This window comes from Reichenbachiella sp. (assembly GCF_039944555.1).
Taxonomy (GTDB): domain Bacteria; phylum Bacteroidota; class Bacteroidia; order Cytophagales; family Cyclobacteriaceae; genus Reichenbachiella.
Map to the genome: position 1 here is coordinate 247447 of NZ_JBDUYN010000007.1, position 21794 is coordinate 269240.

Sequence of the window (21794 nt, forward strand, 5' to 3'; positions counted from 1 at the left end):
TTAGTTTAGATGTTATACAACAAAGGTAAAATCAATTCTAATGTCCGTTAGAGGGCATTGTTGACATCTTAGCGGGTTGATAGTGACACACCGAGCATTTATATTTGATGTATTCTAATTTCCCTTGATAATGAAACACATCTCAGTCATTGTGCCCGAAGGGCCAGCAGTGCTCAGCAGTATAGTGGGTACCTTTAAACTATTTGGCCAAGTCAATAACTTCCTTGCCGCTCAAGGCATGCCTGCGTGCTACGACATTCAGCTGGTTGGGTTAAGCAAAGAGACACAGCTATATGAAGGACTTTTCTCCATTAAACCTCAAGTGACCATTGATCAGGTGAAAAAGACCGACCTGGTAGTTGTCACCACTATTATGGGAGATATGCAAGATTCATTGAATCTAAACCAGGAGTTTGTGCCCTGGATTCAGAAAATGTATCAGGGTGGAGCCGAAGTTGCCAGCCTATGTATGGGAGCATTTTTGTTGGCAGCGACCGGATTGCTGGATGGCAAACGGGCCACTACACATTGGATCGGTACGCAAGCATTTCAACAGATGTTTCCTGAAGTCATATTCCAGCAGGATAAGATCATTACAGATGAAAAGGGCACATACACCAGTGGCGGTGCCTTTTCTTTTCTGAATTTATTGATTTACCTCATTGAGAAGTACAATGGTCGTGATATGGCGATTCTTTCCAGTAAACTATTTGAAATCGACATTGATCGCTACAACCAGTCCGAATTTGTGATTTTCGAAGCACAGAAAGGTCATGGCGATGAAACCATTCAAAAGGCCCAGGATTACATTGAAGGTCATTTCTCAAATCAATTGACAATCGACGAAATGGCTGATTATGTGTCGCTCAGTCGAAGAAACTTTATTAGAAGATTTAAAACGGCCACTCAAAACACGCCCTATGAATACGTGCAGCGGGTGAGGGTAGAGGCTGCAAAGAAATCTCTTGAGCGTACTAAACAAAATGTGGGTGAAGTCATGATGGACGTAGGTTATTCAGACAGTAAGGCTTTTAGGAATGTGTTTAGAAAGCTTACAGGATGTTCCCCCGTTGAGTACAAGATGAAATACAACAAGTATTCAACGAAGGTGGGTTAAACCCAATGTCGTTAAACTAAGGATTTCGTCAGTGCGAGCAGGCCTTTGCCGAAACGGCTACGTGCAGGCAGGCGTTGCGTGGCAGTCTCATTAAAAGATGAATAAGTCTACATAAACCAGAGATCGCTTCGTTCCTAGCGAAGACGTTGGTCTTAACTTAACGACATTGGTATTGAGCTAGAATCATTGGTTTTACTGATTTTGTTGATTTCCTCTTTTGATACTTTATGAGTATTAAAACCTGATAGTGTAGAACGGAAGGTTTGCGATGCTTCGTATTAGCCAAATGGTATTAAATCAGATGGCAGGCCTTGGGTTCTACTGCTATGTTTAAGTGCTTACTGCAATATCTTTATCCCTCACTGCAAAAGAGCAACTGAATAGGCTGAATTGTGCGTATTTAGCTGAAGACTAACTTCATGGTGATGTACAAAAACCCAATTGTAATTTTTCTTTTAATTAGTATTTCTAACCTTGCTCATGGTCAAAACGCAGTTCATGACAATAAGGCAAATGTGAAGGGAAATGATATTTATAATAGTGTTGACCATCACTATGCCAACAATGATGGAATCAAAATTCACTATGTGACAAAAGGGACAGGATCTTTGATATTGTTTGTTCACGGTTTTCCTGACTTTTGGTATTCATGGAGAGACCAGATGGTTGGACTTTCTACCGATTATAAAGTAGCTGCCATGGACTTGCGAGGATACAATCTCAGTGATAGTCCACAGGGCGTTGAGAACTATACCTTTGGACAACTGGTAACCGATTTGGTTGCTGTCATTAAGGATACAGGTGAAGAGTCAGTGTATCTAGTTGCACATGACTGGGGAGCGGCTATTGCCTGGCTGTTGGCAGCTCACTATCCGGAATTGGTCGACAAGTTGATTATACTGAGCATCAATCACCCGAAAGCGGGAGATAAAAAACCTCCCATACCGATTGCCGAAAGAAAGCCTTCATATGCCGATCATTTTGTATCGGAAGAATTCTATGAGCAACTCACTGAAAATTGGTTTTCAGGCTGGGTAAAAGATCCGGGAGCTAAGCCACTTTATAAGGAAGCATTCCGAAAATCCAATAAAGCGGCTATGATCAATTACTACAGAGCCAATTATCCTACGTTGGAAAATCTAAAGGATCCGGAGTATCTAAACAGAAATCGGGATTTACCCAATATCAAAATGCCGGTACTGCTCATTCATGGTAAAAAAGATCCCTACGCACTAACCAAAGCCCACAACAATACGTGGAATTACGTGGACAATGAACTCTCTATTGAAATCTTGCCAGAGGCAGGGCATTTCATTCAGCAGGATGAGAGCGAAAAGGTGACCAGGCTAATTAGCTCATTTTTATCGAAGATATGAGCCAATTCGAAAGTTAATACCCCTTCAGCTCGCTGCGGGGATTACTTATTTGAATACTGTTATTATAAATCCTAAGTCTTCTAAATTAACTCATTGCCTCATTAACTCATTGCCTCATTGATTCACCTTCCTTGTCACCACGGCATTTGGTGTTGTAAGACCTCCACCGCCACTGTTTACCAGGTTGCTTAATGCGCCACCACTCTTCGAATACATGGCTATCGTACTCGACCCACTGGCCCCAATCAAAATACTGCCGTCATCCAAAAAGGCCACACCCTCGGGCTGACTTACATTCGAAATAAAGACTCCCTGAAACGTACCGTCCGCACTAAATTTCTTCACGCTGTTGCCAGCCCAGTCATTCACAAATAGATCTCCTGATTCATCAAACCATATATCAGTAGGTCCCGATAGGTCACTGCTGATGAACTGCCCCAGGTCATTACCAGAAGCGTCGAATTTTGTGACAAAGCCGTTCGCACCGTTGTTAAATGAGGAAACGTAGAAATTTCCATCGCTGTCCCAAGCCATTCCAATGGCCTGATTGATACTTATTGTGGTGAAATCATCTACAAAGGTTCCATCCAACTCATATCTTTTCACCTGCCCACCGTTCCATAGAATAACATACAGCCGATTGTCAGGCCCGATATCTATTCTGGTTGGTCCGGCCAGCGACGTGGCGAATGCCCCCAGTAGATTACCCGTCTGGATGTCATATTTATTGATATTGTTTCCCGACAGATTTGAGACAAGCACAATGCCCTGATCTTCAAGAAATACAATATCCTGAGGTTTTGATAGTCCTGTATTGATGTATATGGATGAATATTGGCCTGTCTCATCATATTTAAGAATATAATGAGGCCCGTTTCTGTCTACTCCTACATCGCTTACATAGATTTCCGTTGTTGGAGCCGAGCTATCCCACACATTAAGGTTAAAATTCTGCTGCATGCTTTCGACCTGAGCGGTGATTATGGAGGAACCTACAGCCTGAGCAGTTACTTTTCCGTTCTGATCGAGACTGACGTTGTCATTGTCCACTGACCACTGTATCTCGGAGTTAATTTCAATAGGATTGCCAAATTGATCGGTTCCGGATACGGACAGCACAGTCTCTTGCTGACCTATTACATCCAGGCGATTACCATTCGATGACGAGATACTGATTTCAGTAAGTACAAGTGGCTCTTCGCTCGACCCGCAAGTGCTTACTATAAAACCAAGAAATATGAGCAGGCCCAACCTAAATATCTGTTTGATCTGGCCGGGTAAAAGCCACTGGTACAGTGAGCTGATGGGGGTTTGAATATTCTTATTCATTTATATGTTGTTTGAGTTTTGTATAAAACTGCAGGTTCTATCAATCACTTAGGTAAGACCCGATCATTTTTTACCATTTACGTGTCCGTTGTTGATTTTAGCAAATGTTGTCAGCAGCACACGCCATTTGTATTTACACTAAAACTATGCTTTGCTCAAAACGATTGGTAACATAAAACCTGAATGTTTTCTGAAATTGTAATTGAGCGGGGCTAAGCCGACAAAATGTACCTCGATCATGCAGTTTATCTGCTCTTTTTAATATTGTGAAATAAACCGGGTATTTCGCAATTGCAGGGCAGATCCTAAAAGATGATTAGTGGATATGGTGTACGACTCCGCTCAGAATTAAACCAAATTGAATAATGGTCTTCCGGTAATAATTGGTTATTTTACAGTAGCAGCAATATTAGTCAGCAGTAGTATTAATCTATTGTTTTACCACCCTATAAAGCAATAAAAGTTTCAGCGCTTTTCTAATTTAGAGTTAAAGCAAAATGAAAGATGCTTTTGTGAGAGGACTTTTTTTCCCAATTATGAACTTTCAGCAAATAGGAAAAATTTGCATGTTATGCTTTTCCCTATTTGTGATTGATACCTCTCTTTTTGCCTATTCTTTGCATTTTCCAATACAGCAATCTATTCCACAATCAGGCTCTACAGGCCGTATCAATGAGCCAAAGCTTGTGGGACAAAATGTTAGATTCAAACATTTATCACTGGAAGACGGCCTTTCTCAAAGCAGTATAAATACGATAGCCCAGGATGATCAGGGTTTTATGTGGTTTGGAACCGAAAGTGGATTAAACAAATATGATGGCTATGGTTTCAAAGTCTATTTTGAAAGTTCAACTGATACATCCGCTCTCAGCAACAACATCGTAAATGTGATCTTTGAGCATGAGAATGGAATCTTTTGGATAGGGACTGATAAAGGCCTGAACCGATTCGATTTGAATAGCGAAACATTTAAGCGATTCTTTCATGACCCTCAAAATCCAAATAGTCTGAGTAATGATCGAATATTTTCAATTGCCGCAGCGAAGGATGGATCTATTTGGGTGGGAACAGAAGACGGATTGAATAAGTATGATGCCCAAAACAATAAATTTGTTCGATATAAGAATGACACCAATGATCCAAAAAGCCTTACCCACAATACCATTACGGCCATTCTGGAAGATCAACAAGACCAAATATGGATAGCTACCCTGGGAGGCGGTCTCAATAGACTTAGCAAAAATCAAAAAGGATTTACACAATTCAGAAATGACCCTACCGACTCTGAAAGTTTGAGCAATGATCATGTGTTGGCTCTACTGGAGGATCGCGAAGGTATCTTGTGGGTGGGAACAGAAAAAGGAGGTTTAAATCAGTTCGACCCAAAGACTAAAAAATTTAGAAGCTACCAACATGATCCCGAAGATCATCAAAGCATTGGTGATAACCACATCAATGTGATTCATGAAGATCGCCTTGGTGTGCTGTGGGTGGGCACCCATTCATCTGGTGTCAATGTCTTTGATCGTGATAAGAATATCTTTAAAAGGTACGAGGCTAACGTAGATGATCCTTACAGTATGAGTAGCAATCGAGTGATTTCCTTATCAGAGGATCAAACGGGAACCATTTGGGTAGGCACCTGGATTGGAGGTGCTAATGTTTACAACAGGTCAACTCAGAAATTTGATCATTATGAGCACGAGCCGAAGAACCCTAATAGCATCAGTCACAATGATATACGTCCAATTTTTGAGGATGAGGATTACTTGTGGGTGGGTACAGACGGAGGGGGGTTGAATAGAATTGATCGAAAGAGAAATGAAATTAAAGTATATAGGCATAATTCAAGTAACATCAATAGCCTTAGCAATGATTACGTTTACGATATCGTAAAAGACGATAATGGCATTTTGTGGATTGGAACTGACGGAGGCGGACTCAATGCTTATGATCCCGATGCCGATAGGTTTGTGTGCTATAAACACAATCCCCAAAACCCTAATACATTGAGCAATGATCATGTTCGATTGATTAAAATTGATCGATCCGGCAAACTTTGGATTGGAACGAATGGCGGTGGGTTGGATGTCTACGACCCTATCACAGGGCACTTTACTAATTATAAGCATCATCCCAATGACCCTAACAGCCTGGGAAACAATAGAATTTATGCCATGTATATTGACGAGTCGGAAACGGTATGGCTTGGAACCTATGGAGGAGGCCTTTCCAGATTTGATCAACAGACTCAAAAATTCACGAATTACGGGCACACCCCTGGCGATAAAACGAGCTTAAGTAATGATTTTGTGTTAGCCGTATACGAAGATGCACATGGCACCATATGGGTTGGAACTTCTGTTGGTCTCTGCAAAATGAACAAGGAAAAAGGGACCTTTATCACCTATACCAAACAGGAGGGCTTATCTGATGAAGTGATTTATGACATTATTACAGATAACTATGGCAAGGTCTGGATCAGCTCAAATGGCGGGCTGACACGGTTTGATCCCAATCAAATGGACTTCAAAAATTATGATGCAAAAGATGGACTGCAAAGCAATGAGTTCAATACAGGGACAGCCTACAAGTCAAAAAGTGGAGAATTATTTTTTGGTGGGATCAATGGATTCAATGCTTTCTTTCCTGAACATATGTGGGACGACCCTCACGTTCCAAAAATTGTAATAACTGATTTCACCATATTCAATAAATCAGTACCCATTGGAAAAATGGAGGATGGCAGGACACTTCTTAAACAATCGATTACAAAAACCAAAGAGATCCAATTGTCATATACGGACAAGGTTTTTGCATTTGAATATGCTGCACTGCACTACGCATCTCCTGAAAAAAATCAATATGCCTATATGATTGAAGGGCTGGAAGATGATTGGAATTATGTAGGGAGCCGACGTTTTGTCTCCTATACGAGTCTCCCTCCGGGCAAGTATGTTTTTAAAGTAAAGGGGTCTAATAACGATGGTTTATGGAATGAAGAGGGGACGAGTATTCGTTTGACCATTTTACCCGCCTGGTGGTCCACTATCTGGGCAAGAATATTGTTTGTGTTATCAATAGCAGGAATCGCCACTATGCTCTATAGATTGAGAATGAGAAAACTGAGCAAACAGAAAAAGGAATTGGAACAGTTAGTCGCTCAGCGAACCAAGGAACTTAAAATAAAAAATGAAAGAATAGTACAGCAAGCGGAAGAACTTCATGCATACAATGCTAATCTGAATCAATTGAATGAAAATCTGGAACAAACCGTATCAGATCGTACCAAAGAGCTCACTGAAAAGAATAGAAAGCTTGAAGAATATGCCTTTATGAATGCCCATAATCTTAGACTGCCAATTACCAATATCCAGGGTCTCATACAACTCTTTGATATTGACAGGTCTTACGAAGAAACAAAGGAAATGCTGAAACTGGTCAAAGGCCAATCTGATCAGATAGACAAAGTATTGATCGATATTCAATCGAAGCTGGACGATGATCATTCTCAATCCTTGGAAATCTAAATATCCTATTGTCCTCAAAATAAAGTTAAGTAGCTGTGCTATATAGGCGATTTAAGTCTATTGTCTTTTTTTCATATAATGTGTCTATTGAAATACTTCTCAACAGGTGGTACCAAAGCCCAATCGCGTACTATACATTTTGTCAATTTCGACAAAAGCGAAACAAATTAATTAGGTTTGCGTTATCAATTTCGACAAAAGCGAAACTAATATTAGAACTAATAAGATTTAGCAATTATGAAAGGCGCACATATAGGAGAGTTAGAAGAGCTGATTTTGTTAGCCGTGGCTATGTTGCATGGAGATGCATATGGGACGGCTATTCAAAATGAAATAAAAGACCAAACGAATCGAAGCATGACCATTAGTACAGTACATGCTGTATTAAAACGATTAGAAGAAAAGGGTTACCTCACTTCTTCTTATGGTGGAGCTACACCCGAAAGAGGAGGAAGACGAAAACATCTTTTTGCCATTACAGCTTCTGGTCAAAATGCGATAGCCTCTGCCAGAGAAATCAGAAACAAAATGTGGAACTCTATTCCAAATCTGTCACTCGATTTTTTTGGTGTCTAATGCGAAATCATAACAACTCATCGTCACCTCCCACATGGGTCGATCATTGGCTGGAAAAGCTAATTGATCCTTATATGGTAGAGGGGGTCATTGGCGATTTGCATGAAAAATTTGGTGTCGCCACCATCAGCAAAGGAAGGTGGTATGCTGATTTAATTTATATACTCAACGCACTGGGATATCTGCGATATGTCAGTCTCAAAAACAGAAACTCAAGGTCAAATTTCGAAGCAATGTTTAAAAATTATTTAACTATCACACTCAGATCTTTTAAAAAACAAAAGGTTTATTCATTCATCAATCTATTCGGTCTTAGCTTAGGCATCGCCGCAGGATTTATGATTCTGCAGTATGTCTATTATGAGGTCAATTACGACAAGCACCTCGATAATGCACAAAACATCTACAGAGTACAACAAGATCGGTTCAACAAAGGAGAGCTATCTACACAATGGGCATCTGGCTGTGCCGGTATTGGTCCGGACATGAAAGAGGCTTTTCCTGAGATTGAAAAATATGTAAAGCTTCACAGCAGTAACACGCTACTCAAATACAACAATCAGTATTTGAAGGTAAAAAATGCCTATTATGCATCTAAAGATTTTTTTGAAGTATTTTCTATTCCATTGATCAGTGGAGTTGACTCTCTGGTACTCACAGAACTGTACAAAGTGGTTTTGTCTAAATCCATGGCCACCAACCTATTTGGTGATGCCGACCCGTTAGGGAAAATTGTGGTACTGAATGATCGTACAGATTTTGAGGTAGTCGGGGTGTTCGATGACCTACCTGAGCAATCGCATATGAAGATTGACCTTTTGTATTCGTTTAGTTCCTATGTAGCGCTCACCAGTGAAAGGGCAAACACAGCATGGAATTGGGATGGATTCATGACTTATGTACAACTGAGAGCTGGTACAGATCCAAAATCATTAGAAGCTAAACTACCTATGCTAATCGAGGAAAAAGTAGGGGAAGAATATGAACAATCTGGTCAAGGTATCGCTTTTCATCTTCAGCCCCTGGCTCAAATACACCTTACCTCGAATTACTTTGGAGAGTTCAAGAAAAATGGAGATAAATTAACGACCTACTTTTTACTCATTGTAGGAATCTTTCTGATCGTAATCGCGTGGATCAACTACATTAACCTAACCACGGCACGAGCCATGCAGCGAGCCAGGGAAGTAGGAATTCGCAAAGTACTCGGGAGTTTCAGAAGACAGTTGATCAATCAATTTTTGTTCGAGTCAGCATTCATGAATTTGCTGAGTATGATCGTCGCGTTACTCTTGATCTTCTTTGGCTACCCATATTTCAATGAGTTTGTGGGGATTTCTGATCCATATTCTTTTCCCACTGATTCGTTTTTCTGGTTGAGCATGTTGGGTATGCTGCTTGCTGGGCTCTTTCTTTCCGGATTTTATCCTGCTTTGGTATTATCAGGCTTCAAGCCAGTAGATGTGCTCAAGGGTAAATTTGAAGGTTCAGGATCAGGGGGTACTTTGAGAAAGGTATTGGTTGTCTTCCAATTTTTAACCTCTGTAATTCTCATAACAGGCACTTTTGTAGTTTATCAACAAATGAATTTCTTGCAAGAACAGGATTTAGGCTTGTCTATTGATCAGACTTTGATTCTACGCACACCTAATTCCAATAATGATTCGACTTACAGTGTTCATTACAATACCTTCCGAAATAACTTACTTGCCGAGCCTGAAATCAGTGCTTTGTCTTCTTCTACATCGATACCAGGTGGAGGTCCGGGATGGAACGCAGGAGGTATCAGATTGCTAGAGCAAGATGAAAATGAAGCGAACCAATACCGAGTGGTGGCGATGGATGATCAATACCTCGACTTGTATGATGTTGAAATAGCAAATGGGAGGAAATTTGATGACTCATTTGGAAACGAAGAAAACAATGTAATTGTCAATGAATCGGCGGTTAAATTATTAGGGGCTGTAAAATCTGAATTGATTCTAAACAAAAAAATGTATTTCTGGGGAGATACTTTCAATATCGTCGGTGTGGTGAAAAATTTCAGACATGAATCTCCAAAAAAGGCCTTTGATCCTTTGATCTTCAGGTATATCCCGGAAGTCAATGGATTCTATTCTCTCAAAGTGTCCACACAAAACATGAGTCAAATGATAGGTAAAATTGAGCAGCATTGGCGTACTTCCTACAATGAACAACCTTTCGATCTCTTTTTCCTTGATGAGCATTACAATGAGCAATATAAATCTGAGGAGCAATTTGGCAGTGTGTTTGGTTTTTTTGCAGGATTAGCCATTCTAATCGCCTGTCTGGGGTTATTTGGATTGGCATCGTATGCCACTGCGCTTCGTACCAAGGAAGTTGGGGTTAGAAAAGTATTGGGAGCACGAGTGACCCAGTTGCTTGCGCTATTGGCACAGGATTTCTTAAAGCTGGTCTCCATTGCGATCATTATCTCTATCCCCATATCTTATTGGATAATTAATCAGTGGCTGGATAACTTTGCCAATCGAATCTCAATTTCCGCCTATTTGTTTTTTGTGCCTTCGATCTTATTGATCGTTATAGCACTCATAACAATTACCTATCATGTATTGAAAACAGCCTCATTGAATCCGGCAATTACATTGAAGAACGAATAAGGTTAAATCGAGCTACTTAGTTCAATTCAATTTGGCTAATACTCTAAAGCTGCATGGCATTTACGAACAAACTCTTGTCGCTTGATCATAAAGGTCAAGCGACAAGTTATTGTAAATGATGGTTTCCAAAAGGTATCCAATACTCCGCTACGCATGTTGGATAAGGTGGCCATAGGTTCTACTAACCTGGTTAGAGACATTCATCTAGCCTCAATGCAATTCGTTCTACACCCGAAAAGTCTCGTGTTACCAAATTCTTCCAACCGCCAATATTGGGAGTCGTAATCATTTAGTGTTTCTGACACACTTAAAAACAACCAAAATGAAAAAGTCAATATCTATACTTTTTGTTGCCTTGATCAGCCAGACCGCCATTGCCATGCAGCCGGTCAATGAATCACTGTATAAACTCATAGCTAAAGAAGATGCTGAATCCAGGGTCAACAGGCAAGTTTGCAGCCTTGAGGGTTATCAAAAGCTGCTATTTGAAGAACAACTCTATTACGCTTTGCAATTGCATGACACAGCCAGTGTTATGAAAACTGAAGAAATGGCTTTGCAAAGTTTAATTAAGACTACCGAAGATTTCCCCAATGAATGGCTTGGTTTCTATTGGGTAGCTCATTTATATGGCCAGGTGGGAAGGTTATTCAAGGATAATGATAAATTTATCTCCTATGTCGAATATGCTTATCAAAATCTGAAAATGGCTGAGCAATTAAATTCAAATCCTACACAGGAGGACAAATCAGAATTATTGGTTCTGGAATCTTTATTGAATAGGCTACATGCTTTTACCTTCTTCAACCCACGAACTGGTATAGACATAGACAAAGAAGAATCAAAAAGGCATATTGATCTCTCACTTGGTTTACTAAAACAAGCCGAAGAGGCCTATCCATACAATCCCAGAGTCTTTTTGCAAAAAGGAATTGTCAGTACCATGGATGCACAATATGAGAAAGCGATTAGTGAGTTTAGACAATCAATTGCCCTGTTTGAAAGCAAGGATTCGGTAAGTAAAATCTATCCGAACTGGGGGAAAGTTTGGTTAGCAACCTGGCTGCCAAGAGCTGAAAAATTGCTTGCCGAATCTCGGAACAAGTACTAGTGCTAAAGAGCTGATTACATTATTACTTAATCGCAGAAGGGCGAAGTATAGGTTGCAGTCATGCAACCTTTTTCATTTTCCTTGATCCTTAATCTTGAAGATTAAGCCTGATGAAATTATGCGAGAATATTTTGTTATAAAAACTAAAATTTGCTTTGCCGTTACTCTGATTTGCTGCCTATGTAGCTGCCAAAGCAAAGTAGAAGCGATTACTACAGCAACCATTCCTACTTTTAACGAGGTAACCTACCAAAGTGAAGGCACAACCATTTCAGGTGGCCTGTGGTTGCCGGAAAAGAAAGGACCGCACCCGGCAATGGTCATTGTTCACGGTTCGGGGCGTGCTACAAAAAATGCTGCGCACTACATGGCACTTCACTTTGTAGAAATGGGGTTTGCTGTTTTATCACACGACAAAAGAGGCGTGGGTAAATCAGAAGGTACATATGTTGGACGCTTTAATACTAGCAAAGAAAATCTCGAATTGTTGGCAAAAGATGTGTCAGCTGGAGTAGAATTCCTTAAAACTCGCTCCGATATCGACACCAACCAGATTGGATTGTATGGATGGAGTCAGGCAGGGTGGATTACTCCAATAGTAGCTTCCATGCAAGAAGGCCTCAAATTCAGTATTTTAATATCAGGACCCACAGTGACAGTGGGAGAGGAAAATTATTATAGTCAATTAACAGGCGATGGTTCCGTCAATCCTGGACTGAGCAGAGAAGAAATGTCAAGAAAGCTCAAAGAAAGAGGTCCCTATGGAGTTGATCCTATGCCATTGCTAAAGAAAATGAATATGCCCGGCCTCTGGTTGCTTGGAGATGCAGACCAAAGCATTCCTATTCCCGAAACCGTTGCCAATTTGGATAAGTTGATTAACGAAGACAATCGAAATTTTACCTATCACGTATTTGACCGTGCCAATCATGGACTAAGAGTAAATGGAGTCATGGTAAAAGACTATTGGAAGTTGCAGGATAATTTCTTGCTGGAAGTTGTGAAAATCAATGTACCATAGGACTTTACCCAAATTGATTAGCATCTAAGGGATGCTATTGCCCGTAAGGACAAGCCCCGATAATGAAAAGGTTCTTTGATGTAATTGCTGAGTGGTAGAAACCAAGAAATATCAATAGGATTAGTGATTTATGACAGTTTTGGTACTTCTATTGCCTGTGGTATTATAAGTTCAGGAATAATTTAATTATCTTATATCCAACCCTTTATCGCCACATCTCATGAAAGTATTTGATGAAAAACATATAAAGAACATTGTCCTTTTGGGCAGTTCCAAGTCCGGCAAAACTACTTTGGCTGAAACCATGTTATTTGAAGCCGGACTGATCAATCGGAGAGGAACTGTAGAAAATAAAAATACCGTTTCTGACTACCATGAAATAGAGCATGAGAGATCAGGCTCAGTATACGCCACTTCACTGCATACAGAATGGCGAAATTATAAGATCAATATTATTGACACTCCGGGTCTGGATGATTTTATCGGTGAAATAGCCTCTTCTGTCAGAGTGGCTGACACTTGTGTATTCCTGATTAATGCGCAACACAGAGTTGAAGTCGGTACCGAGCTCATTTGGAACTATATCGACCAGTTTGCTAAGCCTACCATCTTCGTATTCAACCAATTGGATCATCCCAAATCTAATTTTGAAGCCTCATTGGAATCGGCCAAAAATCAATTTGGGTCTGCGGTCACTTTAATGCAATATCCTTTAAACGAGGGCGCCAACTTCAATGGAATCATTGATCTACTCAAGATGAAATACTATAAGTTTTCAGAACAGGGAGGAAAACCCGAAAAATTGCCTATTCCTGAAAGCGAGACAGAAAAAGCCAATAGGCTTCACAATGAATTGGTAGAAAAAGCAGCCGAAAATGATGAACACCTCATGGAGTTGTACTTTGAAAAAGGTACACTCGATGAAGACGAAATGAAACAAGGGCTAAAAATAGGAATGGCCAACCATCAGGTCTTTCCTGTCTTTTGTATTTCAGCCAAAAATGATATGGGAAGCGGGCGAATGATGGGATTTATTGACAATGTAGCACCCTCATCTATAGATATAAAATCGGAAATAACGGAGGATGGCAACGAACTTGCCCATAGCCTAAATGGCCCTGAAGTTCTATTTATTTATAAAACAGCTCTTGAGCCCAATCTTGGTAAAATGTCCTACTTCAAAGTAATTTCCGGCGAAGTGAAAATAGGTGACGAATTGATCAACCATCAAAATGGGCATGCTGAAAAGATCAATCAACTTTTTATTGTAGATGGTCATAAGCGTAATCCGATTAACAAGCTTGTAGTTGGGGATCTGGGTGCAACTCTAAAACTAAAATCAACCGAAACCAATCAAACCTTGTGTGGAAAAGGTATCGATGTCGGGATTCGTCCGATTCAATTTCCCGAGGCCAAAATGCAAATGGCCATTATAGCCAATAACAATTCAGATGACGACAAACTGGGCGAGGTGCTGCACAAGATTCATCAAGAGGACTCAACCATTACCTACGAGTATTCATCAGAACTCAAGCAACTTCTCGTTTCTATGCAGGGAGAATTACACCTGGCAGTACTCCAGTGGGTTATCGAACATATTTATAAACTAAGTGTTGAATTCGTAAAGCCAAAAATCCCGTACAGGGAAACTATTCAAAAGATGGTGGATACCTCGTATAGACACAAAAAACAGTCAGGTGGCGCAGGCCAGTTCGGGGAGGTTTATATGAAAGTAGAGCCCTACTATGAAGGAATGCCTGAACCCAACGGAGTAAACATAAGAAACAAAGAAATCATTGAGCTGGAATGGGGTGGAAAGTTCGTTTTTTATAATTGTATAGTAGGAGGAGTGATAGATGCCCGATTTCTGCCTTCTATCCAAAAAGGGATTATGGAAAAGATGGCAGAAGGCCCATTGACCGGATCCTATGTAAGAGATGTAAGAGTCATGGTATATGATGGTAAGATGCATGCAGTGGATTCCAATGACATGGCATTCAAAATAGCTGGTATGAAAGCCTTTAAACAAGCTTTTATGAAGGCCAACCCAAAAATCCTTGAACCTGTCACTGAACTGGATATTTTAGTCCCTGAGGATCTTTTAGGTGAAGTAATGACCGACCTGCAATCTCGAAGATCAACGATATTGGGAATTGAAGCTCAGGGTGCTAATCAGCTTATCAAGGCCAAAACGCCTCTGGCTGAGCTGGATAGGTATACAACGGTATTGAGATCATTAACCCAGGGAAGAGCTAGTTTCAAAAAGAAATTCGCGGAATATGCGCCAGTGCCATCGGATATTCAAGAAAAGTTGATCAAGGCTTATCAGAGTACCGATAACTGAAACAGGATAAATTCAACTTTTAACGATAAGTCAGTTTTGTTTGCTTTGACGGGAGTGGAGCATATTTCAAACCTAGTCAAACACTTTAAAATGATAAAACCCAATTAAGGTCGTTGTCTTTTGTCTGAACAGCATTGCATATAAAATTTGTATATTTATACCAGGCAATCCGTATTACTTTGAAAACTCTGACTTTATGTATCGCAATGACATTATGCATGACCTCATGTGAGGAAGCAGGGTTTGTCAAAGATTCGCCACATATGGATGACGTACCGGATACCAAATGCACTTCGGTTTTCGTAAAAGGGGTTTTGACTGGGCATGTAGACTTGAATTTTGATTCAAGTGGTAGTTCAGGCAACGGAGTCATTTCATATGCTACACCCAATGGAATTTATGTGAAAGGTGAGCAGGATGGCATCAATTTATCCATTGGCATTCCATTTTATACCGGGCCAGGTGACTATGCCATTACAAATGTAACAAGCATAACCGTTGACTTTTTGGATGGGGACAAGCCTATATCATCTTACATTTCCACCTCCGGCGTAATTTCTGTGCAGGAGTTTCGCTCACCTACTAATGAAGTGTGCTACAGAGGTCTGTTTTCGTTTCAAGCAACCAATTCTGAAGTAGGTTTAACTTCCTCTATTTCAGTTGTTAATGGAGAGTTTGAAGCCATTATTCCGTAGCCTAAAAAACTCAACCTAATAGCTTATTCACTCCTCAGTATGCCGCTTGGATTTTCCCTGGCAGCTTTAATAGTTTGATAGATCACAGTCATAAGGGCAATGACCAAAAGGAGTAAAGTAGATAGCGGATATACCCACCACTCAATCACAATTCTGTAGGCAAATGCTTGCAACCAACGATTGAGGTAATAATGCAATATGGGGGCTACTAACGTCATAGCAATCAGCACCTGATAGACGTATTGCTTAACAAATAATAAATGAAGTGAAAGCGCCGAAGCACCGAGTACCTTTCTTATGCCAAATTCCTTAATACGATTGTTGATCATGAAGGCCACAATACCATAAAGGCCCAGAGAAGCAAGGAAGATGGATAACCCCGAAAAAAAACGAATAAGATAGGATAGCCTTTCTTCAGATTTATAAAGTTGGTTCAGGTTATCGTCCAGGAATCTCGATTCCATAGGTGCCCCTGAGGAAATCTGCTCCCAAGTAGTCTCTAACAGGTGGATATTGTCAGTCGGGTTGCTATCTGCAAATCGGACATACATATATTCGAGATCTATAAAAGGAAGGACCATCGCCACAGGGCCTATATCCTGATGCAATGAGGTGTAGTTAAAATTTTCAACCACACCGATAATGGTTCGAGGCCCTTCTAGATCGAAAAAGTGTACCTGTTGACCCACCGGGTTATCTAGATCTAAAAACGTGGCTGCCTTTCGGTTAATCACTACAGCGTCTGTAGAATCCCTTCGGTTTTGTTGAGAAAAGGTACGCCCATCCAGGACATCGATACCCATCGTTTTGAAATAGTCATGATCTGTTAGATTAAAAAAAATCATCTTACCATGTTCAGGACCTTCATCTGTTCTTAATATCCCACTGAATGGCCAGGCCTCACCAACGCTTCTATCGCTCCGGCTAATACCTCGAACAGCTGAATACTGCATCAATTGCTCCTTGTACACTTTGAAATAGCGAGACATATCCTCTGGTAGCATTTTAATTACCACCACATTGTCTTTATCGAAGCCTGTGGCTCGATTTCTTAAATAATTGATTTGCTGCGTCAGCACAAATGTGGCTGAAATAAGACCAATCGAAATAGAGAATTGAAGCAGCATCAGCATGTTTTTAAACTGAAAAGGATTTCTGCTTCCTATTTTCAATTCTTGCTTTAGTGACTTTATAATATTAAACCTCGAAAGTAATAGGGCTGGATAAAGACCTGCAGACAAACCTATTAGCATAGCAGTTATCGTCATTATAGGAAGAGTGGAAACCACCTTCGTGAAACTGAGCGCAAGGTCCCATTCCATTAGCCAAGCAATCTTTGGAAACAATAGTATGGACAAACCATAAGCCAGGACCAAACAGCTGAGCGTAATTACCATGGTTTCGGTAAGCAGTTGCCACATAATCGTTCGTCTTTGGGCGCCAATGACTTTTCTAATGCCAGTACCCTTGCTTCTATTTACAGAGATTGCATTGGAAAGATTAGAAAAGTTGAATGCCGCTATGATGAGTATCAGCACAGCAATTGCCATTAACGAATAGATGTTTAGTCTGCTACCCGTCCGCATGTGACTAGCCACATCATCGGTCATATCACTAGAGCCCAGATAGATATCTGAAAGATTTTGGACTATGGGCTGCATGGGATGATCATCTTCCGGATGTATATCTCTAAAAAGCTGTTCGAGTTTTTCTTGAAAGTGTATAGGATCCGTTTGGTTTTCTAATTCTACATAAGTATGGAAGCCTAGCCAATCCCAACTAGTGAGGTCAGAAGCGTAGCCATCTGGTACAACATAAGTTGGAAATGAAATAAGAAAGTCAAAATTCAAATGGGAATTTGTCGGTATGGTAGACATGATACCAGTGACCTTCAAAGGGATGCCATTGTTGAGGAGTAGGGTAGAACCAACGGCATTTGTATGACCAAAGTACTTTTTAGCCATTTCCTTAGTAATCACTATGGAATTCGGTTCATCCAATGCCGTACTCGGACTTCCCGAGCTAAAATCGAATTTCAATATTTCTAAAAAGACAGAATCCGCATAGTAGCCATGATCTTCGTAAAAGCTAAGTTCACCATTGGCCAGCAAACAATTCATGGCATATCTCATTTGAGAGACCCTTGTCATTTCGGGAAACTTTCCCCGGATGCCAGGAGCAAAAGCAGGGGGGGAGTTAACAAGCGTGCTCTTATTCCCTGAGTTGTCTTCGAAGGCGAAATTGACCCTGAAGACGTGTTCCCGATTTTGATGAAAGTTATCAAAGGATAATTCATGATTGACAAAGAATAAGATGAGCAAGAAGCTGGTCATCCCTATGGTCAATCCAAGGATATTGATAAATGCAAAACCTTTGTTCCTATTCAGGAAGCGTAGCGAACCAATGAGATTAGATTTTAACATAAGCATAGCATGAGGATTCTGATAAGATGTTTTTCGATCCCTTTTTAGGGTAAAACGGCTGATGAAGCTGAATACGCCAAGCCAGTATCTGATTTTTGCCTTGCGCGGACTGTGTTTTTGCAGATCCAGGTAAAACCGTTCGTCAAGATCTCCAAGAATAGAGTCATGGAGGTGGTTTCGGCAATACCAGCTAAAAAACCGTTGTGCTAATTGGGGTGGTTGTAATTTCATATACCTTCAAATGCGATTTTAGGTATCATACCCCAGAGCATGTTTCGCGATTCCCTACTTGCCTCCAGGGTTTTCTTGCCTGCAGCTGTAATTTTAAAAATGCGCTTGCTTCGTCCACCTCTTTCTTTAGAAGAGCCGCCAACTTCCGATCTGACAAATCCTTTTTCTTCCAATCGATAAAGTGCGGTATGGACGCTGCTGAGTGTGACATTTCGTCGTAGTTTTTCCTCAATGGCAGTCGTGATAGAGAGCCCGTAAGCTTCATTGTGCTGTACAGCTACCAGCAGCAATACAATTTCTTCGAATTCACCTAATGACGATTTCATTATTTACCCTTTTGTAAAACATATAATACAACGAGTAGGTAAAGAAATGGTTATGGTTATTTTTGACCATCTTTAAAAGAACCGTAAGTCATACATCTTCAGAGAGAAAACTGTGCAATGAAAAAGACATCCATTCCACCATTATACAAACTAGATAGTTTTAGCACAAAAGCACTTGAGCACTCCTTTTATATCGAAGCACTCAGGCCTCACCTAAAAGCACACCAATTCATTAGTCGTCCACATAATCATGACTTCTATTTGCTCTTGTATATTACCAAGGGTACAGGTACGCATAGAATTGATTTCAAAGACTATCCCGTAAAACCACAAAGCTTTTTTCTCATGACTCCGGGGCAGGTTCATTCATGGAATTTAGAAAAAGGTACAGATGGATATATTCTCTTTTTTGAGCGATCATTTTATCAAATGCGCTTGGATAGTAATAGCTTGTTTGATTTCCCATTTTTTCACTCTTTGCAGGCTGACCCTTTGATTCTCTTACCTCCGGAAGAAGAGGCTGTTGGGTTCATTGTAAAAGAAATGCTTGAGGAGTTCAAAAAATCAACACTGCATGTGGATTTGAGGCTGATGAGAAGCTATCTCGATGTTTTGCTATTGAAGCTTGCCAGAAATTACTCAGGCAAATATCAAGAAGGATCTGCGAGCTCAACCACTCAGAAGTTACGGAAATTAGAACTGCTCATTGATCACAATTATGTCGAATTGAAGCAACCCAGCGACTACGCTGATCTATTGCATATATCGCCGTCCTATCTGAATAGCATCTGCAAAAAGACAATTGGCCAAACCTTGACTGAACTGATTTCGAATCGGTCGATACTTGAGGCCAAACGACTACTTTCTTACTCAGATATGACCATTAGCCAAATTTCTGAGTTTCTGAATTTCTCTTCTGCCTCTTATTTTCTTCGCTTTTTCAAAAAGCACGTAGGGCAAAACCCGGAGCAATTCAAAGAATCTCTGAATCGTGCTATACAATAGCTGAATTGTCTCAAGATCCCTTAGCTCTATCGCGTTTATTTGTAAACACAAATACGAATTAGATATGGATTCATGGCTGAAGAGTACAATCGCTGTTAAATGTCCAAGGTGTCGAAAAGGGAAGATGTTTCAAGATGGGACCTTATATCATATCCGAAAATTTGGCAAGATGCATGACAAGTGCACGTGTTGTCATCAACCCTTTGAACCTGAGCCAGGCTATTACTATGGGGCTATGTTTATTAGTTATGCATTCAATGCAGCCTACTTTTTTACCATGTGGGTAGCTCTATCCTTGTTTGGTGAATTTGGTACACTTGAGTTCTCGATTGCATTAATTTCGATTGCCGCGATATTATTCCCCTTGACCTTTAGATGGTCCAGAGTCTTATGGCTCAATATTTTCGTTCGTTACGACAGTCGAGTAAAATGTTCATAGGCAAAACCTGGCCATTAGTACCTACACTTTAGGCATCGACCATGACCGTTGTTTGTCATTGGTCTGTTTACGATGCGTTTTGAGCATGAGACAGACCGCCAAGCAATTTTAAACCAGCCTCAATAGTTTGATTCATGGGTGTACCATAGCTGATGCGGATAAAATTCCTGAAGCCTTTGGAAACACTAAAAATGGATCCTGGCCATATACTTATTCCTCTATTTAGCGCCTCGTAGAAAAGGTCCGTTGCGTCGATTTTCCTGTCCAATTCTATCCATAGTACATAACCGCCACCTGGGCTGGTCACTTTGGTTCCGTCAGGAAAATATTTTGCAATAACATGGCGATATCTGATAGATTCTAAATGTACCGTTTTTCTCAGCTTTTTGATATGCAGGTCATATCTACCCGAATTAAAAAATTGAGCAATTGCCGCCTGTGTAGGAGAAGCTGAGGAAACGGTGTGCATGATCTTTATTTCAAGAAACCGTTCTTTAAATTTTCCGGGCAAACACCAACCAACACGATATCCGGGAGCCAAGGTTTTGGAAAAAGACGAGCATAGGAGAACGAGACCTTTCTTATCAAAGGACTTGCATGTTCTTGGTCGGGAACTTCCGAAATAGATTTCGCCGTAAATATCATCTTCGATCAGCGGAATGTTTGCTTTTGCAAGGATGCCAACCAACTTTTCTTTTATATCGTCTGGTATACAGTATCCGGTAGGGTTGCTAAAATTGCTTATAAAAATGCAGGCGGACACTTTGATCTCGGTAATACACTTTTCCAGGAAGCCCAGGTTCAGCCCTTGAGTAGGGTGCACATTTACTTCCAGTATTTTAAGACCTAGATTTTTAATTATGTTGTAAATGCTGAAATAGGCTGGTCTTTCTATGATGATGGTATCTCCCGGTTTTGTAATAGTCATCAGGCATAAAACCAATGATTCAATACATCCTTGAGTAACAATCACTTCGTCTGGGTGATTATACACTTCTGTACCAAGAGCGTATCGCACAATTTGTCTACGCAGTTCTTCATTCCCTTCTACAGCTTCATAATTGAGACAACTGTCACTACTCAATCGCAAGACCTCATTCATTGATTTATTCAGTTTAGCTCCTGGCAGAAGGCTTATATCAGGGGCCGATACTGATAATTGAACTATCCCTTGTCGCGATATATGTTTGTGAGCAAAAGCAATTACCTTCTCTGTCCCTTGTGGTCTTATTTTTAATATTGTATCTGAAGCCATTGATACTTCTGAGAGTTGCGGGTTCTGATGTTTTACATAGTATCCTGACTTTGGTCTTGATTCAATTACATCTTTGATCACCAATTCTTCATATGCTTTAAATGCCGTGCTTAAACTGACGTTCTTCGTAACGCTCAGCGCTCTTACGGATTCTAGTTTATCTCCAGGTTTTATAACTCCCTGATCTATTAGAGTTCGGATTTGTCCGGATATTTTCTCATAAATAAATGGCTTCCTCATACCCAATCTGTTATGGTTAAATAACAGAATTCTGTATCTGTTATCTCAATCGAAATTACTCTAATTTTATGAATCTGGAAATGGATTAAAAATACAGCTTGAATTCAAGGTCGAAGTTTTGAATGTGGCTGATA

15 protein-coding genes are annotated in these 21794 nt (G+C 40.3%); 11 read left to right on the top strand and 4 right to left on the bottom strand.

Annotated elements, in window-relative coordinates; genetic code table 11:
- Positions 1 to 130 precede the first annotated feature (130 nt).
- Positions 131 to 1117 (top strand): helix-turn-helix domain-containing protein, encoded by a 987-nt coding sequence (locus ABJD64_RS09675; RefSeq protein ID WP_348178150.1) that lies wholly within the window; start codon positions 131 to 133, stop codon positions 1115 to 1117.
- 425 nt (positions 1118 to 1542) lie between these two features.
- A complete protein-coding gene (locus tag ABJD64_RS09680) occupies positions 1543 to 2493 on the top strand; it encodes an alpha/beta hydrolase (protein WP_348178152.1) in 951 nt (316 codons plus the stop codon).
- A 114-nt stretch (positions 2494 to 2607) separates the two neighbouring features.
- Here the strand turns inward: ABJD64_RS09680 and ABJD64_RS09685 are convergent, their stop codons facing one another.
- Complete coding sequence (locus ABJD64_RS09685) at positions 2608 to 3822, bottom strand: NHL repeat-containing protein (RefSeq protein WP_348178154.1); 1215 nt, start codon at positions 3820 to 3822, stop codon at positions 2608 to 2610.
- 536 nt (positions 3823 to 4358) lie between these two features.
- On the opposite strand from ABJD64_RS09685, the gene ABJD64_RS09690 reads away from it, so the two are divergent.
- The 7 genes from ABJD64_RS09690 to ABJD64_RS09720 all read left to right on the top strand — a co-directional run bounded on the left by ABJD64_RS09690 (position 4359) and on the right by ABJD64_RS09720 (position 15741).
- Positions 4359 to 7352, top strand: a complete 2994-nt coding sequence (locus ABJD64_RS09690) for a two-component regulator propeller domain-containing protein (protein WP_348178156.1) — start codon at positions 4359 to 4361, stop codon at positions 7350 to 7352.
- Positions 7353 to 7589: 237 nt separating this feature from the next.
- Complete coding sequence (locus tag ABJD64_RS09695) at positions 7590 to 7928, top strand: PadR family transcriptional regulator (RefSeq protein WP_348178158.1); 339 nt, start codon at positions 7590 to 7592, stop codon at positions 7926 to 7928.
- Entirely contained in the window at positions 7928 to 10570 is a 2643-nt protein-coding gene (locus ABJD64_RS09700) for an ABC transporter permease (protein ID WP_348178160.1), read from the top strand. Before ABJD64_RS09695 ends, ABJD64_RS09700 begins: the two co-directional genes overlap by 1 nt.
- 322 nt (positions 10571 to 10892) lie before the next feature.
- Positions 10893 to 11681: a hypothetical protein gene (locus ABJD64_RS09705; protein ID WP_348178162.1), complete on the top strand. Its 789-nt coding sequence runs from the start codon at positions 10893 to 10895 to the stop codon at positions 11679 to 11681.
- 118 nt (positions 11682 to 11799) lie between these two features.
- Positions 11800 to 12702, top strand: coding sequence for a prolyl oligopeptidase family serine peptidase (locus ABJD64_RS09710; protein WP_348178164.1), 903 nt, complete (start codon positions 11800 to 11802; stop codon positions 12700 to 12702).
- Between the two features lie 220 nt (positions 12703 to 12922).
- Positions 12923 to 15046, top strand: a complete 2124-nt coding sequence (locus ABJD64_RS09715; protein ID WP_348178166.1) for an elongation factor G — start codon at positions 12923 to 12925, stop codon at positions 15044 to 15046.
- Positions 15047 to 15225: 179 nt separating this feature from the next.
- A complete protein-coding gene (locus ABJD64_RS09720) occupies positions 15226 to 15741 on the top strand; it encodes a hypothetical protein (RefSeq protein WP_348178168.1) in 516 nt (171 codons plus the stop codon).
- 23 nt (positions 15742 to 15764) lie between these two features.
- Here the strand turns inward: ABJD64_RS09720 and ABJD64_RS09725 are convergent, their stop codons facing one another.
- Together ABJD64_RS09725 and ABJD64_RS09730 are read right to left on the bottom strand one after the other, a co-directional pair.
- On the bottom strand, positions 15765 to 18395 hold the full coding sequence (locus tag ABJD64_RS09725) for an ABC transporter permease (RefSeq protein ID WP_348178170.1): 2631 nt from the start codon (positions 18393 to 18395) through the stop codon (positions 15765 to 15767).
- Positions 18392 to 18721 carry a PadR family transcriptional regulator gene (locus ABJD64_RS09730; RefSeq protein ID WP_348178172.1) on the bottom strand — a complete coding sequence of 110 codons (330 nt, stop codon included), beginning with the start codon at positions 18719 to 18721 and terminating at the stop codon, positions 18392 to 18394. Before ABJD64_RS09730 ends, ABJD64_RS09725 begins: the two co-directional genes overlap by 4 nt.
- Positions 18722 to 18838: 117 nt before the next feature.
- On the opposite strand from ABJD64_RS09730, the gene ABJD64_RS09735 reads away from it, so the two are divergent.
- Complete coding sequence (locus tag ABJD64_RS09735; protein WP_348178174.1) at positions 18839 to 19726, top strand: helix-turn-helix domain-containing protein; 888 nt, start codon at positions 18839 to 18841, stop codon at positions 19724 to 19726.
- 169 nt (positions 19727 to 19895) lie between these two features.
- The gene (locus ABJD64_RS09740) at positions 19896 to 20165 is read left to right on the top strand and encodes a DUF983 domain-containing protein (RefSeq protein ID WP_348178176.1); all 270 of its coding nucleotides are present in this window, start codon (positions 19896 to 19898) and stop codon (positions 20163 to 20165) included.
- Between the two features lie 67 nt (positions 20166 to 20232).
- On the opposite strand, the gene ABJD64_RS09745 is transcribed toward ABJD64_RS09740, so the two are convergent.
- A complete protein-coding gene (locus ABJD64_RS09745) occupies positions 20233 to 21660 on the bottom strand; it encodes a PLP-dependent aminotransferase family protein (RefSeq protein WP_348178178.1) in 1428 nt (475 codons plus the stop codon).
- Between the last annotated feature and the right edge of the window lie 134 nt (positions 21661 to 21794).

Bases quoted from the DNA above. Each gene is read 5' to 3' on its own strand.
- ABJD64_RS09675 (WP_348178150.1), top strand. From the start codon at position 131: ATGAAACACATCTCAGTCATTGTGCCCGAAGGGCCAGCAGTGCTCAGC.
- ABJD64_RS09680 (WP_348178152.1), top strand. From the start codon at position 1,543: ATGTACAAAAACCCAATTGTAATTTTTCTTTTAATTAGTATTTCTAAC.
- ABJD64_RS09685 (WP_348178154.1), bottom strand. From the start codon at position 3,822: ATGAATAAGAATATTCAAACCCCCATCAGCTCACTGTACCAGTGGCTT.
- ABJD64_RS09690 (WP_348178156.1), top strand. From the start codon at position 4,359: ATGAACTTTCAGCAAATAGGAAAAATTTGCATGTTATGCTTTTCCCTA.
- ABJD64_RS09695 (WP_348178158.1), top strand. From the start codon at position 7,590: ATGAAAGGCGCACATATAGGAGAGTTAGAAGAGCTGATTTTGTTAGCC.
- ABJD64_RS09700 (WP_348178160.1), top strand. From the start codon at position 7,928: ATGCGAAATCATAACAACTCATCGTCACCTCCCACATGGGTCGATCAT.
- ABJD64_RS09705 (WP_348178162.1), top strand. From the start codon at position 10,893: ATGAAAAAGTCAATATCTATACTTTTTGTTGCCTTGATCAGCCAGACC.
- ABJD64_RS09710 (WP_348178164.1), top strand. From the start codon at position 11,800: ATGCGAGAATATTTTGTTATAAAAACTAAAATTTGCTTTGCCGTTACT.
- ABJD64_RS09715 (WP_348178166.1), top strand. From the start codon at position 12,923: ATGAAAGTATTTGATGAAAAACATATAAAGAACATTGTCCTTTTGGGC.
- ABJD64_RS09725 (WP_348178170.1), bottom strand. From the start codon at position 18,395: ATGAAATTACAACCACCCCAATTAGCACAACGGTTTTTTAGCTGGTAT.
- ABJD64_RS09730 (WP_348178172.1), bottom strand. From the start codon at position 18,721: ATGAAATCGTCATTAGGTGAATTCGAAGAAATTGTATTGCTGCTGGTA.
- ABJD64_RS09735 (WP_348178174.1), top strand. From the start codon at position 18,839: ATGAAAAAGACATCCATTCCACCATTATACAAACTAGATAGTTTTAGC.
- ABJD64_RS09740 (WP_348178176.1), top strand. From the start codon at position 19,896: ATGCATGACAAGTGCACGTGTTGTCATCAACCCTTTGAACCTGAGCCA.
- ABJD64_RS09745 (WP_348178178.1), bottom strand. From the start codon at position 21,660: ATGAGGAAGCCATTTATTTATGAGAAAATATCCGGACAAATCCGAACT.